Annotated in this window: 9 protein-coding genes and 1 pseudogene; 8 read left to right on the top strand and 2 right to left on the bottom strand. The window is 65.6% G+C overall.

The window, feature by feature from the left end; all coding sequences use genetic code 11:
- Positions 1 to 67: 67 nt before the first annotated feature.
- Entirely contained in the window at positions 68 to 2020 is a 1953-nt protein-coding gene (locus L3Q67_RS02055; protein ID WP_499187896.1) for a recombinase family protein, read from the top strand.
- A 1005-nt stretch (positions 2021 to 3025) separates the two neighbouring features.
- On the opposite strand, the gene fxsT is transcribed toward L3Q67_RS02055, so the two are convergent.
- Positions 3026 to 5752: a tetratricopeptide repeat protein gene (gene fxsT, locus L3Q67_RS02050; protein ID WP_499187895.1), complete on the bottom strand. Its 2727-nt coding sequence runs from the start codon at positions 5750 to 5752 to the stop codon at positions 3026 to 3028.
- A gap of 1123 nt (positions 5753 to 6875) precedes the next feature.
- Here fxsT and L3Q67_RS02045 point away from each other — a divergent pair.
- On the top strand, positions 6876 to 8867 hold the full coding sequence (locus L3Q67_RS02045; RefSeq protein ID WP_499187894.1) for an NACHT domain-containing protein: 1992 nt from the start codon (positions 6876 to 6878) through the stop codon (positions 8865 to 8867).
- Between the two features lie 340 nt (positions 8868 to 9207).
- Here L3Q67_RS02045 and L3Q67_RS02040 read toward each other — a convergent pair.
- Positions 9208 to 9579, bottom strand: a pseudogene (locus L3Q67_RS02040) (transposase); the annotation flags it as partial.
- A gap of 50 nt (positions 9580 to 9629) precedes the next feature.
- Here L3Q67_RS02040 and L3Q67_RS02035 point away from each other — a divergent pair.
- The 6 genes from L3Q67_RS02035 to L3Q67_RS02010 all read left to right on the top strand — a co-directional run bounded on the left by L3Q67_RS02035 (position 9630) and on the right by L3Q67_RS02010 (position 15590).
- A complete protein-coding gene (locus L3Q67_RS02035) occupies positions 9630 to 10670 on the top strand; it encodes a hypothetical protein (protein ID WP_499187893.1) in 1041 nt (346 codons plus the stop codon).
- Positions 10671 to 10681: 11 nt separating this feature from the next.
- Entirely contained in the window at positions 10682 to 11686 is a 1005-nt protein-coding gene (locus L3Q67_RS02030; protein WP_499187892.1) for a hypothetical protein, read from the top strand.
- Between the two features lie 1455 nt (positions 11687 to 13141).
- Complete coding sequence (locus L3Q67_RS02025; RefSeq protein WP_499187891.1) at positions 13142 to 13858, top strand: hypothetical protein; 717 nt, start codon at positions 13142 to 13144, stop codon at positions 13856 to 13858.
- Between the two features lie 2 nt (positions 13859 to 13860).
- Positions 13861 to 14202: a WXG100 family type VII secretion target gene (locus L3Q67_RS02020; RefSeq protein WP_499187890.1), complete on the top strand. Its 342-nt coding sequence runs from the start codon at positions 13861 to 13863 to the stop codon at positions 14200 to 14202.
- A 15-nt stretch (positions 14203 to 14217) separates the two neighbouring features.
- Complete coding sequence (locus L3Q67_RS02015; RefSeq protein ID WP_499187889.1) at positions 14218 to 14940, top strand: hypothetical protein; 723 nt, start codon at positions 14218 to 14220, stop codon at positions 14938 to 14940.
- A gap of 23 nt (positions 14941 to 14963) precedes the next feature.
- Positions 14964 to 15590: a hypothetical protein gene (locus L3Q67_RS02010; protein WP_499187888.1), complete on the top strand. Its 627-nt coding sequence runs from the start codon at positions 14964 to 14966 to the stop codon at positions 15588 to 15590.
- Positions 15591 to 16160: the final 570 nt, after the last annotated feature.

Genomic DNA, 16160 nt, shown 5'->3' with positions numbered 1-16160 from the left:
TGATCGAGGGTGTCGAAGCTCAACGGTTGCTTGCCGAGCAGGCACGAGTGCTGTGGGAGGTGACCGAATGGCAGGTCCGGAACAGGTTCTCGTCTGGGCAGGGCAACGCGGCGTAGGGCGCCCCCGAAGCCCCTATGGCGGGGAAGCGGCAGGTACGAACGCTCCTGCTGGCTCGACGCAACCAGTCTTGTTGCGTTTCGCGTGGCTCGGCCGGGTGTCGACCAAGGACATGCAGGACCCGACCTTGTCCTTGCCCCGACAGTTGGGGTCGTCTCAGCGCGCTCTGCCCGAGGACGCCCTGATCGTGGCCTACTTCTACGACGTGGAATCCGGGCGCATGGACCTGAACCTTCGCGGGAGCGGCCGTGCCCATGAACAGTTCGACATCCCCATCCAGCGCGACGGCGGTCTGCAGGACTTGCTCGCCGAAGCCGAACGTCTGGACCGGCGCTTCGACTACGTCATCTGTGAATCGATCGAGCGCACCGCCCGGCACATGTACTACGGCACCACCATCGAGCACCGTCTCGAACGCGCCGGAGTGCGCTTGCTCGCCGCAGACGAGCACTTCCAACTCGGCAGTGTCGACGGACGCAAGCCCAAGGTCGCGACGCAACTGCTCACTCGCCGGGTCAAGCAGAGCATTTCCGAGTTCTACGTCGTCGACATGCTGGAGAAGTCGTGGGACGGCTTCGCCATCCACACCGAAGCCGGGTACAACGTCGGCAAACCCTGCTACGGGTACCGAGCCCGCCACGTTCCGCACCCTGTCCCCGCCAAACGGGCCAAGGGCGTCAAGAAGACCTTCCTCGAAGTCGACTCTACCCGGGCACCTGCCGTCCGGACGATGTACCAGTGGCGCGTCAACAACCGGCTCGGGTACCAAGCCATCGCTGATCGCCTCAACCGCGACCTCGCCAGCTACCCACCTCCCGTCCCGATCCCCGCGACACGCGCCGTGGGTCGCTGGACCTCTTCCACTGTGCGTGACGTCCTCATCAACCCGAAGTACACCGGGCACATGGTGTGGAACCGCAAGGCCCGGAAGACCGGCAACAACAAGGTCAATCCGATCACCGAATGGATCTGGTCGAAGTCTCCGGTGCACGAGCCCCTGGTGTCGCTAGAGGAGTGGTTAAAAGCCCAGGACGTCAGCGGCCACCGCTTCGGTTCTCGCAGCACCAGCAACATCAACGCCAAGCACCCCCAGACCAAGCGGTCGTACCTGCTGCGCACCTACCTGTTCTGCGGCGCCTGCGTACGACGTATGCATGGCAAGACCCGCCGCGGCTTCACCTACTACGCGTGTGCGCCCAAGCAGGGGCAGGTCCCGGACGGCCACCCCGCGAGCTTCTGGGTGCGCGAGGAGGTCATCGTTGGCAGGCTGAATGAGTTCCTCGCGACCCACGTCTTCGGCACCTACCGCCGTGCTCTGCTCGACGGCTCGATCCGAGACCTCGGTGTCGCCGCTCAACGGGAACGTGAACAGCGCCTCACTGCCCTGCGACGTGAGATTGATGACACCGACCGCATGATCAAGAACGTCGTTCGCAGCTTCGCGCTGATCGACGAACCGACCGAAGACCTGATGCGCGACATCAACGCGCAACGTGCCGAGCTGCGTGAGCGCAAGGCCGCTTTGGAAGCTGGCCTCGCCAAGGCCGAGGACGAGCGCCGGCAGGCGCCGAACCCGGACTTGCTCGACGCGCTCCCCGTCAGCGATGTCCAGATCGAAGAGCTGCCCGAGGACGTCGCCCGACGACTCTTCGAAGCGCTCCGGCTCGAGCTGCACTACGACAAACGCACTAACCAGCTCAGGTGCAAGGTCACCTTGATCGGTCCGGTGGTCCCCGCTGCCCGTCAGGCGGCCAGAGAGGCCATGGTGCTGCCCTTCGACGCAAAAAGGCAGCATGACCAGCGCAAACACGACGACGAGAACGAGGAGGGTGGTATGTCCAACACCACCACACCCGTTCCCATCCTTCTGGTGCCCCCGGCAGGACTCGAACCTGCGACCTAGAGATTAGAAGTGTTACTTACGGAGCCACTCAAGGCTCCTACCTGCGCCTTTATCAACAGGGAGTGCATCAGAAGGCGCTATGGGCCCGCAAGGCAACCCGGTTTCGCGTCACGTTTGATGTCACAAAATTTCCGCATGGTCCGGGCGTGTCGCACCCAGCCTAGTGTTCTCGTCGGTCGTTGTGGCGCAGGTCGGCATTGGCGGCGGGCACGGCCTCGTCATCGGCCACACCGCGGCTTCCTGCCCGGCAGGGACGCGCGGCAGTAGGGAGGCGGGTCGGGACCTTCCCCGTCCCGACCCGCCTGCAGTACAGACTAGCGCTTACTCGCTCACACGTTCGACTCGGGGCGGGTGTGTCGGGCTTGCGCGGCGAGTTCGGGCGACTGCGTCACCTGCGTCCGGCACCGAGGTGCCCGGCCGGGCACCGGCTCGGGGCGGCCGGGCCGAACAACGGCTGGTCGCATCTGCTGCGCCAGCGCCAGTACTGCTGCGTCCTGTGCGCCGGTCCGCTACGTGGGAAGTCCTGAGCCGGCTGCGCAGCCGAGCCACGCAGAAGCCGCTCACGCCTTCCGCGCCCGCACCCGTGGTCGCCGACTCCTCCGGCGACTACCCCACCACTAGAATCGCCGCACAGGTCGGCACCACCTGGAACCGCTACGGCGCCAGGCGACCACGATCACGCCTCAACCCCACCCGGCGACCTCGACAGCTCGCACCGGCGAAAGGATGCTCCCGTGCCGTTGGACTGGAGCCGGATCGGCTCGACCAGCCCCCAGCCGCTCCTGCAGCCGCGCGACATCTTCGCGGCGTTGCCGAACAAGCCGTTTCTCCTACATGCGCCAGGAGCAAGGCGAGGTGCTGGAGGGCTGATTCACCCACAGGAACGATCGCGACGTAGTGATCAAGCAGAACACCGGCGGCGGCAAGACGGTAGTGGGCCTGCCTGATCGCGCAGAGCACCCTCCACGAAGGCGTCGGGAAGGCAGTCTGCCTCGCGCCGGACACCTACCTAGCTTGCTTGGCGACGGCGGCTTCGAGGTTAGAGCGGATTGTCGCAGTCGAGGGGTGTTCAGGGCCAAGAACCCGCTCGGCGTTGGCGAGATTTTTTTCGTAGAGGGGGATGGCTCGGGTGAGGTCGCCGGCCGACTCGTAGGCGCTGGCGAGGTTGTCGCGGAAAACTAGGGTGATGGGGTGTTCGGCACCGAGAACCCGTTCGCGGTCGGCGAGGTTTGCTTCGCGGAGGGGGATGGCTCGGGTGAGGTTGCCGACCAATTCGTAGGCGCCGGCGAGGTTGTCGCGGGAGGCGAGGGTGCTGGGATGCTGGCCGAGAACCCGTTCGCGGTCGGCGAGGTTTTTTTCGTAGAGGGGGATGGCTCGGGTGAGGTCGCCGGCCGACTCGTAGGCACCGGCGAGGTTGTTGCGGGAGGCGAGGGTACTGGGGTGGTCGGGGCCGAGAAGCCGTTCGCAGTCGGCGAGGTTTTTTTCGTAGAGGGGGATGGCTCGGGTGAGGTCGCCAGCCGACTCGTAGGCACCGGCGACGTTGTTGCGGGAGACCAGGGTGTGAGGATGCTCGGCGCCGAGAACCCGTTCGCGGTCGGCGAGGGCTGTTTCGTAGAGGGGGATGGCTCGGGTGAGGTCGCCAGCCGACCTGTAGGCACCGGCGAGGTGGTCGCGGAAGCTCAGGGTATGAGGATGCTCGGCGCCGAAAACTCGCTCGGCGTTGGCCAGGGCTGCTTTGTGGAGAGGAATGGCCCGGGCGGGGTCACCGGCAGAATTGTAGGCGTGCGCGAGGTTGTTGCGGGCGACCAGGGTGCTGGGGTGGTCGGGGCCGAGAAGCCGTTCACAGTCGGCGAGGTTTGCCTCAAAGAGGGGGGTGGCTTGGGTGAGGTCACCGGCAGAATCGTAGGCGTGCGCGAGGTTGTTGCGGGATTTCAGGGTGTCTGGGTGCTCGGGGCCCAGGATACGTTCGCAGTCGGCGAGGGCTCTTTTGGAGAGGGGGATGGCTCGGGTGAGGTTGCCAGCCGATCTATAGACGTAGGCGAGGTTGTTGCGGGAAGCTAGCGTGATGGGGTGTTCGGCGCCGAAAACTCGCTCGACGTTGGCCAGGGCTGCTTCGTGGAGAGTAATGGCTCGGGTGAGGTCGCCGATCGACTCGTAGGCGCCGGCGAGATTGTTGCGGGAGACCAGGGTGTGGGGGTGGTCGGGGCCGAGAAGCCGTTCGCAGTCGGCGAGGTTTGCCTCAAAGAGGGGGATGGCTCGGGCGGGGTCGCCAGCCGATGTGTAGGCGCTGGCGAGGTTGCTGCGGGAAGCTAACGTGCGGGGGTGGTCGGGGCCGAGAACCCGTTCGCAGTCAGTAAGTATTGCTTTGAAGAGCGGGATCGAGCGGGTGAGGTCACCGGCTGATGTGTAGGCGCTGGCTAGATGGACGCGCCAGGCCAGAGTGCCAGGGTGGTCGGGGCCATTGAGACGTTGGCGACCTCGGGTGGCGCGCGTGAGCAGTGTGATCGCCGCTGAGTTGTCGCCCTGTTCCTGGAGATAACAGCCGAGGTATCCGGCGAGATCGCAACGCGTTTCATCGTCAGTGGCGTCGGCGGTCTGGTCGAGGAGTGCCTGGGCGTGGGGCATGACCACTGTGAACTTTGGCCAGTGGGCAGGGCGACCAGGATCGACTTCACTGAGGGCCTCGGTAAGCGCCGCGGTGGCGGTCTCACGGGCGTGGTCGATGTCGGCGGGCTGGCGGTGGGGGTCGTCGGGGTCGGGGGTGCGGCTGACGGCTTGGACCACGCGGTGAACGCTGATGGTCTCGGCATTGAGTGTGATCATGCTGTAGGCGGCGAGTCTGCCCAGGGCGTGCAGCAGGTGGGGCTCGGCTGAGCCGGTGGGGAGGAGGTGGCGAGGGATGTTGTCGGGGGCGTACCAGGCTAGTTGGCGCAGGAGCTGCCCGGCGAGTGGGGTGTCGGTGAGTTTGTCGAGGGTGAGGTGCCAGACGCGGGCCATGGTGCGCTGGGCGTCGCCGCCTTCGGCGGTGGCGGTGAACATTTGCGCCGGGTACTGCTGCAGCAGGCCGAGGTAGGCGTGCGGGGCGATGCGGGTTTGGGCGATGTAGGCACCAGCTTGCTCGATGGCCAGAGGAAGCCACCCCAGCTCGCCACACAACTGCTCGGCCCCGTCCAGATTCGCGTCTGCCCAGTCGGCTCGGACGAGGCGGGTCAGCAGTTCGACCGCTTTGTCTGGGGGGAGAACGTCGAGCCGGATCGTCTCTATGCCTCGCCAGCCCCCACTGTGGCGAGAGGTGATGACGATGGTGCCGGTGCGGACGCGATCAAGCAGCGGCGCCGCATGGCCGGGTGTGGGGAGATTATCCAGGATCAGTAGCCACTGGTCATGAGTGGCCAGCCACCGCAGGCCGAGTTCGGTGCGCTGCTCCAGCGGCAGGGCCGCGCTCTGCGGAGTCAGGCCGGTGGCGAGGTCGGCTAGTCCGGTGTCGAGTGCGGTCGGGGAGTCGGCCGGGATCCACCAGACCGGGGTGTAGCGGGTGGCGTGCAGGTGCGCGAAGCGGGCGGTCAGGGTGGTCTTGCCGACTCCGCCTAGCCCGTGGACAGCGACGACGACTGCCCGGCCTGAACTGGTCACTGCGGCTTCCACGAGGTCCAGCTCGCTGGTGCGGCCGACGAAGAGGCCGGTTTCGGCGGGGATTCGGGCGAGGCCGGGAGGCGCGGTGATGAATTCCATGGCGGGTACCCTCGGCGCGCCGACGTTTAGGTCGCCATGAAGTACCCCCACGGTGGGTCCGGATCCGGTCACGGTTCCGGCGAACGAGGTGTGAGGTGTGGTGAGGGACGGTTGCGCCGACGTGGCAGGGGTCAGGGCCGCGTCGGCATTGGAGGGTCCGGCGGTCCACCACTCTGATTGATCTGCACTCCCGTGGTCGAGCCGGGTCCTGGGCCGCCGGTTACGTTGCCGACAAAGTTTACTCCGTGGCCGCTGGCGGTTTGCGAGATCGAGGACGGGGCGGGCTCGTCCTCGGTCAGGCGGCGCCGGTCTTGTCGCAGCGCCACCACCAGTGCGACCAAGGCCACCACCAGGCTGGCGATCCCGGCGATCCAGCTCGATGCCTCGAGTGGGGGCCTCGCCGGATGCTCTGGATCGGACAGGACGGTTGGTACGCCGAACTGCAGCAACGCCCACGCAATGGCACCGACAATGACAGCGCTACCGGCCACCCGCCAGGCACGACTCCGCCCCACCGCCATGATACTCCCCCTCACCCTGCGGGCAACGACGCCTGCAGACCATTACTCCCATAGTCGCATCAAGTACAGCCGGTGCTACATCACCACGCTCATCGCCACGGGAGTCCATTACTGCCGGGCGCCCCGCTGAAGTCGGCAGCGCGGCTGCGTGTGTGGTCGAGTGCCGGGCGTGGAGGAAGTGTGAGCGATCCCGAGCGGTGATGACGCTCCAGCGCACTGCGGTGTTGATGTGGAGTCCGAGCAGGTCGGCTGACACGGCGGCAGGAAAGTCGGCGGCGAGCTGGATGAGGGCGGTACTACTGCACCTACCGCAATTAGCTGCTCCGTGACATTGCAAATACGTGCGCGCGCTCGGCCGCTCAGGTGACAGATCGCCCCTGCGGGCACAGATGTGGGAGCATGTCGCACCAGGTCGGCATGACAGCCCGCGGTCGGATCACCGCTTCGTGCTGACCACGAAGCATCCGAGCCTGACGATCGGATCGAGCTGCCTCATGTCCAAGCCCAGATACAGCGACCCGCTGCGAGGAGCCGGGTTTCTGTTTCTCGCGTTGGCGACGACGAGTGTCCTATGGCTCCTTTTCACGGCAAAGGATCGGAGCTTGACCGCCACAGTCATTCAGGCCGCCTCAGCAGTCCTGGTTCCGTCCGCAGCAATGGCGATGTGGCTGCTCCGGAAGCGTTCTGCGACAGGAACAATCGATTTGGACGATGCGGCCGACAACTTGGCGATCGCTGTGAGAGCCCAGTGGGAGCGGGCCGCAGTTGAGCGTCGTCTGCGGTATCCGACGCCGATTCCGGTGCGCTGGTCCTGGTCCTTCCGCATCGTCGGAGGTCCACGAACCGACGTGTTCGGAGATCCTTCCACACCTACGAGGACTTCTGCGCTGCCTGGCCTCGGGCCGATCGGGCCGCTGGAGGCGGACGACGGTGGCCTGTCAGATCTGTTCAGGGTCTTTGGCGGGCTCGAATCCGGCCGGATCGTGCTGCTCGGAGCCGCGGGCTCGGGCAAGTCGAGCGCTGCGATCATGTTATTGCTGGACGCGTTGGAGCACCGGGCGAGCCTCGTCGAACCAACCGACCGCCGCCGCACGCCTGTTCCAGTGATGCTCAGTCTTTCTGGATGGGATGCCACTCGGCAGACGCTGAGCTCGTGGGCATCCGCACGCATGGAACTGGAGTACCCGTTCCTTCTGGCTGCGGAGTTCGGCCGTGACACCGCCAAGGAGCTCGTGGACAACGGCCGAGTCGCCTTGCTGCTGGACGGCCTCGACGATCTGCCGAAGCAACTGCGACCGGTAGCGTTGCGCGCTCTGAACGACCAGGCGTGCGGACGACTAGTACTGCTCAGCCGCAGCACCAAACTGGCAGCAGCAGTCAGGGTAGGTGTCCATTTCGCAGGAGCAGCCATGTTGGAGCTGCAACCGGTGACGCCTCAGCAGGCGGCGGATTACCTGCAGCGCTGCCGCATCGACCCAGCACCGCCCGATTGGCGCAAACTCGTGGAGCACATCCGCGACCAAAGAGACCCTGCACTTACGCAGGCCCTGGACAATCCGTTGATGCTCAGCCTGGTACGAGACACCTACGAGCCAGGCGAGGGCACAGCAGACCTCTTTCCCCTTGGCGGTTTCAGGAACCGAAGGGCTGTTGAGGACCAACTGCTCAACCGCATCGTCACAACTGCGTATACCGCACATCCAGGCCGGGACAAACCTCGCTACACACCAGAGGAAGCGAGTCGATGGCTCGGTACGATCGCGGCGCACATGCAGGCACACCGTACTCGAAATCTCGCATGGTGGACGATGTCGCAGTGGCAACCGCGCTGGCAGCGAGCGGTCGCCACCAGCATGATCATTTTGCTGACGTTGGGGTTCGGGCTAAGTCTGGTCGTCGGGGGTCGAGTTTCCATTGTCGTGATCAGTTATGCCGTGGCGGTCGGCGTCCTGCTGGGACTCGTATACGGGTCGGGGATGGGGCAACCCAGGCAGTGGTCGAGAATACGCTGGTCAGAGGTTCACTCGCCTGCGAACATTCGCACCGCGGGCCTGTTCATGCTGACCATCGGCTCAGTTTTCTCTGCGATGTTCACCTTCTGGTTCGGCTATCCCTACGGAGTCCGCGCAGGGCTATTGTCAGGGGTCTGCTGCGGCGTCGTTACTTGGTTCTTCTACTCTGCAGCACGTCCATCGGTGGAACCGCTGAGCCCGAATTCTCCAAAAACCTGTTGGGACCGCGAACAAAGGTACCGCCTGGCTTTCGGCCTAGCGCTCGGTCTCACGTTCGGCATGGTCGTGATGTGGGCCAACTGGCTCGATTCTAGAGCTGACCCCCGCCTCGTCATGCAGATCTTCGACGGCATGTCTGGTGCAATCCCCTATGGCCTCATGTTCGGCCTGGTGTCTTCAAAAACCTGGGCAGCACGCCTGACCTTTCTCCAGCTGAAAACCTCCGGGTCGGGTCCACTGCGAATGATCCGGTTCCTGGAGGACGCCAGTGCCCGCGGTGTTCTACGCACCGTCGGTCCAGTCTACCAGTTCAGGCACGCACGGCTGCAGGATCGCCTCGCGGAAGACAGTAGTGGAACATAAATTAGAGCAGCGCGGCCATGTTGTCCAGCGGCGGTGTCGTCGAAAGCGCTCCCAGCCATCAGGACACCCCTGATAGGTCGGCATGGTGTTTCGGCGCCGGCGTAGTCGCCACGGAGCGCGACTATTGGGAAGGGCATCGGGCTGCATTGGTTGCTAACGTCGACGGGCGCCCCCAGTGGCTCGGACAGATCCTTGATGATCAGGTCTTAACCGGTTCGGTACGGGGTAGTTGTCGCCCCCGAGGGACTTGACGAGCGTAGTCGGAGTCGGTGAGTGGACGTGCTTGGTGACGGTTCCCGACCGTGTTCGGCGCCGATGCGGGGGTGTCCCTATGGGTTTGTCAAGCGGCTGCTGGGGTGTGGGTTGGTTCGGGGTGTCGGTAGTGGGTGCCGGTGCGGAGCATGGCGTAGAGGACGTCGCAGCGGCGTCGGGCGAGGCAGATGAGGGCGGCGTTGTGTTTCTTGCCTTCGGCTCTTTTGCGGTCGTAGTAGGTGCGGCTGGCGGGGTCGTGCAGTGCGGCGAAGGCGGCGAGGAAGAACGCGCGTTTGAGTTTGCGGTTGCCGGTGCGGGCGGGGTGTTCGCCTTTGATGCTGGTGCCCGAGGCGCGGGTGACCGGGGCGATGCCGGCGTAGGCGGCCAGGTGGGCGGAGCTGGCGAAGTTGGAGGCGTCGCCGATCTCGAGCAGGATGCGGGCTGCGGTCCTAACCCCGATGCGCCCAGGCCGCTACCGTCACGGCGCCGACGAACGCAGCACTCGCCGCTGTGCTCGCCGGCAGGCTGGACCGCTACCCGGCCGAGAGCGGTCTGCCCTCGCTCGAGGTCGCGACGGCCGCGGTCTCCGACACCGAGACGACCGCCACCATCCCCTGCGGTACACCGATGCCGGGCCACCTGGTGCGCAAGGCAGCACGGGCGCTGGAAGCACCGGCGGACGAGTTGGTGGGCCTCGGCGTGATCGCCTCGGGGGAGACGCTGGCGCTCGTGCTGCCGCAACTGACCTCACGGATCGAGGACCCGGTCGTGGCCTGGCTGCACGAGCAGACCTACACGGCGTTCCGGCGCCGCCGCAGCCTGCTGTTGCTCAACCTCGAGCACCAGGTGCGGTTCAGCGAGCTGCCGTGGGTGGACGCGCTCGCCCCGTGCCACTCACCCGAGCCGGGCACCGCCGCGGCCGCACTCCGCGTCCTGCGCCAGACCACGATGCTCGCGCTCACCGCGTTCCCGCACGCCGTGCTGCCGAATCCGCTGGTGTCCGAGCTGAGAACGCTGGCGAAGCAGGCCGGATTGGAGCTGCCGCTGGTGGAGGAAGTGGCCGCGGACATCTTCATGGGCACGTTCACCACTAAATGGCGCGACGCCGCCGCGGTGGCGAGCCGTCTGCTGGCCGGCACGCTCTACGCGAACTACTACGACCTGCCCGCGGACTGGTCCGAGCCCCCGAAGACGGTCCTGCGCTGGGGCAAGCGGGCCGCCGCGGACTTCACAGCTGTGTGCCGCACGCGGGCGGGTACCCCGGGTGGTTCCGTCGCGGCGAACGGCATGCTGCTCGAGCAGAGCCAGATTCTGACCACGCACAACCTGGCCGTGCTGGTCGATGCCCTCGATTTGACCGGCGAACTGCGATGCATCAGTCGAAGTTCCCGCAGAATCCGAAATCAACTGCCGAGCAGGCGTCAGAACATGCTTCGCCGCAGAGGGCCGGTGGCGAAGAGTGCCGAAGGAGACACTTGGTCTTTCGCCTGCGACCCGGCGAGACTGCTCAGCGAGTATCCTGCCATGTGTAATCGACCGATTACATCGTGAAGGGGAGAGCGATGGACATCAGCGACCTGGCGGGGGATGCGGTTTCGTTACTAACCGGCTACGCCAGCGCAGTTTTGGACGGGGTTGTCGAGAAGGCCGAAGAGCATGCGTCCCAGCGCCTTTTCGACTTGATCAAAGATCGATTGGGGCGTCGTCGTGTCCCCAGCGAGGCCGTGGGCCGGTTCTGCCGTGAGCCTCGGGACGAGGAGGTCCAACGTACAGTCGTCACATACCTGAGGGACGAAGTCGCTGAAGATCCCCAGTTCGCCGCAGAGTTGGCCGACGCAGTTAGTGCTGCACGTGCTGAATTCAACCCCAGCCGAATCAGCGAGACCACGAACGTTACTGCCAGCTCCTACGGATTGCATAACTCCGCTGTGGGCACCAATACCGGACGAATTAAGGGGTCATTTAACCACAAGACCATCGCCGGAATCCGTGCGCCCTGGCTGCTGGCCATCGCGGCGATCGTCGGGCTGGCAATCGTTAGTACCGCCAGTTATGTAATAGTCAGCATCAACCGACCAGTCTGGTACACCGAACTCTTCGGCGCTCCCGAAGTTGATAATGAACTCCCGGCGGCCGAGGTTGGCCGCGGCACTTACAGCGAAAGGGAGTTGTTGCAGCCCAACCCGTACCGTGCTGTTCAGCTCGTATATCAGCAGGTCGCGCAGAATCGCCCTGACCTTGCCTGTAATAACATGGACGAAGCCACGCGAAATCAGTTCGCTAAAAATCTCGGATTTCGCGACTGTCAAGAGGCTGTGCGGGAGCTGAGTATGCTGGTCTCGAACCGTACCGAATATGCGGAATCAATGCCTTTCAATCTCCCAGGCGAGTTGCCCGGTGATGTTGTCACGATCAGTTCTTGTGCGTATCAGATCAAGGGGGGCGGCCGTCCATTGGGAACCTTCACCGTTACTCGGCAGCGTGTCGACGAAACCGGAAGCCCGGTACCTGGGGAGCAGTGGCTGATCACGGCCCACAACAATGAGCCATGTACGACGCCGCAGTAGCCTATGGCCAGCGGGGCGCGGTGAGCGACGCTGAGCACATTGTTGACGTCAACGACGGTGCGCCGGCCGCCGATATCCGGGCATGGGGCCGGAGCAGGAGGTCGGCGACGGCCCAGCCGGACTCCGCCGCTGACGCGGCGACTCCCAGCGGGATTCTGGCCGATGAGTTGCTGGCGAGCCGACGCACCTGCACAACCCGCCCTGCTGCTGGTGGGCCAGGGGCAGGGCGGTGGAGTGTTGCCGGCGTGCGGCCAGCAACAGCGCCGCGGCGCCCCCGGTTCCGGAGACGAAGGTCGCCGCGGTCCGTAGCACGTCCAACTGGGGGTGGCGCAGGGAAAGGCGTGGAGCAGCGTCACCGCGGCCACCACGCGTACCCCGAGGATGACCACTGCGCCCAGCGTGATTGCCCGCGGCGACAGCATCCGCATCGGCTCCGGCTTCACCACGTCAGCCATCCCGGTGGAGGTGCCGGCGCGCGCCGCACGGGACAGATAAGGCACCAACGCCGGAACCAGGGCGAACCCCACCACGGCCACCGGGATCGGCCACCACCGGTTCAGCCATCGGGCCACCGGCCCCCACCACGGCCGGGACACCGCGCCCACCAGCACGAGCCTGCCCACGAGCGCGACACCGTTACCGCGGTCGCCACCGGTGCCGCACGCCACCGGGCCACCACGGCATCCCGGCTGCGTCCGAACCAGGTCCTACCGCGGTCAGGTGCCGTTTCGTCCGTCACCTCCACAGAGTGGAAATAGTCAGCGCGAGCGCTAGCGCCGCGGCGGCGGGGTACGTAGCCGGTCGCGCACGTCTTCGATGTGCGGGCGGCGGGGCACTGTGCAGTGCAGGTACCCGAGGGCGATGAGGGTGGTGGCCATGCGGGGGTATGAGACCGGAGAGGTGTGAACCGAATGTGCAATCATCCTTGACCAGGTCGAAAACAGGCGGACTAGCTCGCAGCAGGCGCCGACTCAGGCTGCGATCATCGCCGCCACCGACCACTTCGCCCGGCATCGAAGCCAGTGAACGTCGCGGCCTAGTGCCCTGCTACATCGCCGACCGACCCACGACCACCCCAGGGCCACCGCACGGTCGCCGTGTCTGATCGCATGTGTGGCTCTCCGGAATTCTCCACTGGCGACCAGTGGCGGAGCACTGGCGTTGCTGTGCTTGCACGATGCCCTCCTCAGGGCACCACGGCAACAGGGCCTCGCGGTGTCGCGCGTCGGTCGTCGACGCGGCAACAGGGTCATCAACTTCAGTTGCTCGGCCCGGCGGCGCGGACCTCATCCCCGGGTGATCTTCAGGCGGCGCGGTGGGACAGACACGCTAGTCGGATGACGGCCTGTTCTCGGTCGTCGAGTTGAGGGTGAGAACCCGTGATCCACACCCATCACTAAGCGTGTTTGGGTACGGTCGCCTGGTGAGTTGTCGGGGGTTCAAGGGGGTGGTGGCATGGCGTTTGAGCGCGTTGAGCTGGCCACGGTGACTGTTCGTGATGACCCGCGGATGAGAGCTCGTTTCGCTGAGCTCACCCGTCCGGGTGGCGTGCCGCTGGAGCCTGCGGACACCTACGAGGCGCGTGACCCGAGTGGGTTTGTCATCGTCACGGTCAACAAGGCCGCGAAAGTCACGAATGTGCGGATCCGGCCGGGTTGGGTTGGTCAGGTGGGCCCGGCGGCTTTGCCGGCTGCTGTGTTCAACACGTATGTGACGGCGCTGCAGCGGGCGCTCGCGGTGGAGCTCATCCATCGCCCGAAGCCCCCGCCGCGCACCGCGGCCCCGGACCCGCTGGACCCGGCGGCGCTGTCAGTGGAGGAATTCCTGTCCCGGACCCGGGCACGTTCCGAGGCCATCAACGCGCAGTACGAGGCGATCCGACGCAGGCAGCACACCCCGCTTGCGCAGATCCACGAGGTCCGCAGCCCGCTGGGCTATCTCACGCTGCGCATGCGCGGCGGCGGCCCACTGGCGCTACACGGTGACCCCCGCGCCCTGGACAACCCCTCCGCGGAGGCACTGGGCGAGGACGCGCTGCAGCTGTTCTCGCGAGCAGGCCTCGGCGTGGCGGGCGAGGTCCGGCCGGCGCCGGAGCGGGCAACCCGCAGCGTGTCCCACGAGGCGGATGACGACTATTTCGCGGAGTTCGACGTGTTCGATGACGAGGACTGACGATGACTGATGGTTTCAAGGTGGTCACCGACGCGCTGCGGGCCGAGGCCATGCTCTGGCAGCAGAAGGCGGACCAGACTGAGCCGGTCGTGCAAGCGGTCAAGGAGACCTACCTGACCTGGACAGCGTTTTCGGTGATCGACGTCGCTGTGTTCCCGGCGCTGGCCAACGCCCAGATTCAAGCCCACCAGTACGAGGAGTTCCGCGCCTGCATGGAGCAGACCCTTCAGGGTGCGGCCACGGAGTTCAACCAGATCAGTGACGTACTGCGGCGGATCGCTGACGAGTACGACCGCACCGAGAGCATCACTGAGATCGACATCGGCAAGTTCTACGAGGCCTAGGGTTGGGTGATCGACATGTCCACGTCCGACGAGATGATTTCCCTGCTCAACGACAAGTTCAACGGCCTTGAGGACAAGGTGGTCGAGTGCGGCGATAAATACAACGCCGCTGTCCAGCACATCATGAACTGGCAGTTCATGCTCGGTCCGGCGATGTTCCTCATCAAACCGGCGATGGACGAGATCCGGGAACATCTGGCCAAAGTGGGCCAGTTGGTCCAGACCGCGGTCACTCACCACGCGCCGGTGGTGTCGTTGATCGTCCAGTCCTTCAACTGGGTGGCGAAGATCCAGGCGCCGGTGAACGGGCTGGCCCACCAGAAGACCGACCTGGCCTACCAGTGGGAGGGCAAGGCCGCGGCGAAGTACCAGGACAAGGTCACGGCACAGAACGAGGCGATCAAGGCCTACTCGGCCAAGTCGGACAGTGTCAGCAAATGGCTCATGGAGATCGCCCAGTACAACGTCGAGTACATGACCAAGCTGGCTGAGGTGGTCACCAGCTTCCTGGGCCAGCTCGTCACGGTCGCGATCGAGACGGCTACGGTCATTGAGATCCCGTTCGCCGTGGACAAGCTCGCGGGCGCGATCGGCCAACTCGCCACTGACATGATGAACAATCTGGTGGGAATCGTGGGGCGGTTCGTCGCCGCGCTCAGCAAGGTGCGCGAGCTCATGAGCCTGATGACCGACACCGCGTTGCCCGACCGGGCCTGGCCGCAGGCGGTCGAGGGCTGACCCGCGATAGTCGAGAAGGAGTCATGCGTACACATCTCTCCCGCACCTGGCGCTGGGCGGTCTTTGGCCTGGTGATCGCGGCGCTCGTCGGCGGCTGCGGCCGGCCCAGCGGTCCGCCGCAATCCAGGCCCGCACCCCTCGCGACCACCACCTCGACCACGCCTGCGCCACCACTGAAGTACAACTCCGCCCAATTACCCAACTGCGCTACAATCCACGCCGAAGTACCCGGGCTACCGCCGCCCGAACGGGTGAACGACTCGACCGACAACGGCATTGCGCCCGGGCGAAGCTGCACCTTCCGGGGCATCGGCGATGACGAGTCCTACGCTGACCTCAGTGTCGCGGCCTGGGAGTACTCGGAGAACGCCTACGGCCCCCAGCCAGGGAACAAGCGGGCCAAAGAAGACTTCAACCGGCGCGCGACCCCACAGGACGAGCAGCTCAGCGACCTCGGCATCGGAGCGGAGGCCCGCTGGTCAGACCCCGATGGCGGCAGGGCCGGCTGCCGATTGGCGGTGCTCGACGACAACGCGGTGATCAGCGTGTTCTACGTCTCCGGCGAGAAGGATCCGCCACGAGGCGAGCAATGCCGGGCACGTGCGACAGACTTGGCCACACAGCTCTACACAGCCATACAGCCGCAGTAGACCGCCGCCACGTCCAGCCCGGCCAAGGAAAATTCTGTCGAGCGCGAACTACCGCTGTCAGGTCAGCGTCGGCGTGCCTCTGACCGAGAAGCACCGGGCGGGTCACCACGTCCGCCAGACCGCCGCCCGCTCAGCGGCAGAAGCGGATGTTCGCTTGTTCGGTGGTTGATCGATGTGTGCTCGGGTGGCACACAATGTTCGAGTGCTGAAGGGCAAGGTGGGGCGTGGTCGCCAGGGCTGTGGTGACGGGCGTGCTGGTGGGCTTGGGCGCGGGGCGGGCGGCTTGGTCGCCGGGGTTGTCAGGCGCGGCCCCTGCGGGGTGGGTGGTGGTGGCCAGGCGTCAGTGCCGAGAACCGGCGCCGCGAGGTCGACGCCGAACGCGCGTCGCGGCGATCAAGCAGCCAGCGGCAACGATCTCCGATTGCCTCGTCAACCGCGAGCCTGCAGGCCACGAACCTGGGCGGGGACGTCCTGGACGCCTGTCCGCACCATCCTCACGTGCATCGCTGCTATAACGCCGTGTAACACGCGAGTGCCTCGCCACGGTTAACGGCGGGACGGCCGGATCAT

It is taken from the genome of Saccharothrix sp. AJ9571, assembly GCF_021725495.1.
GTDB lineage: Bacteria > Actinomycetota > Actinomycetes > Mycobacteriales > Pseudonocardiaceae > Amycolatopsis > Amycolatopsis magusensis.
Note: the sequence above shows the minus strand (reverse complement) of the source record. Positions and strands in the feature narration are given on the sequence as shown.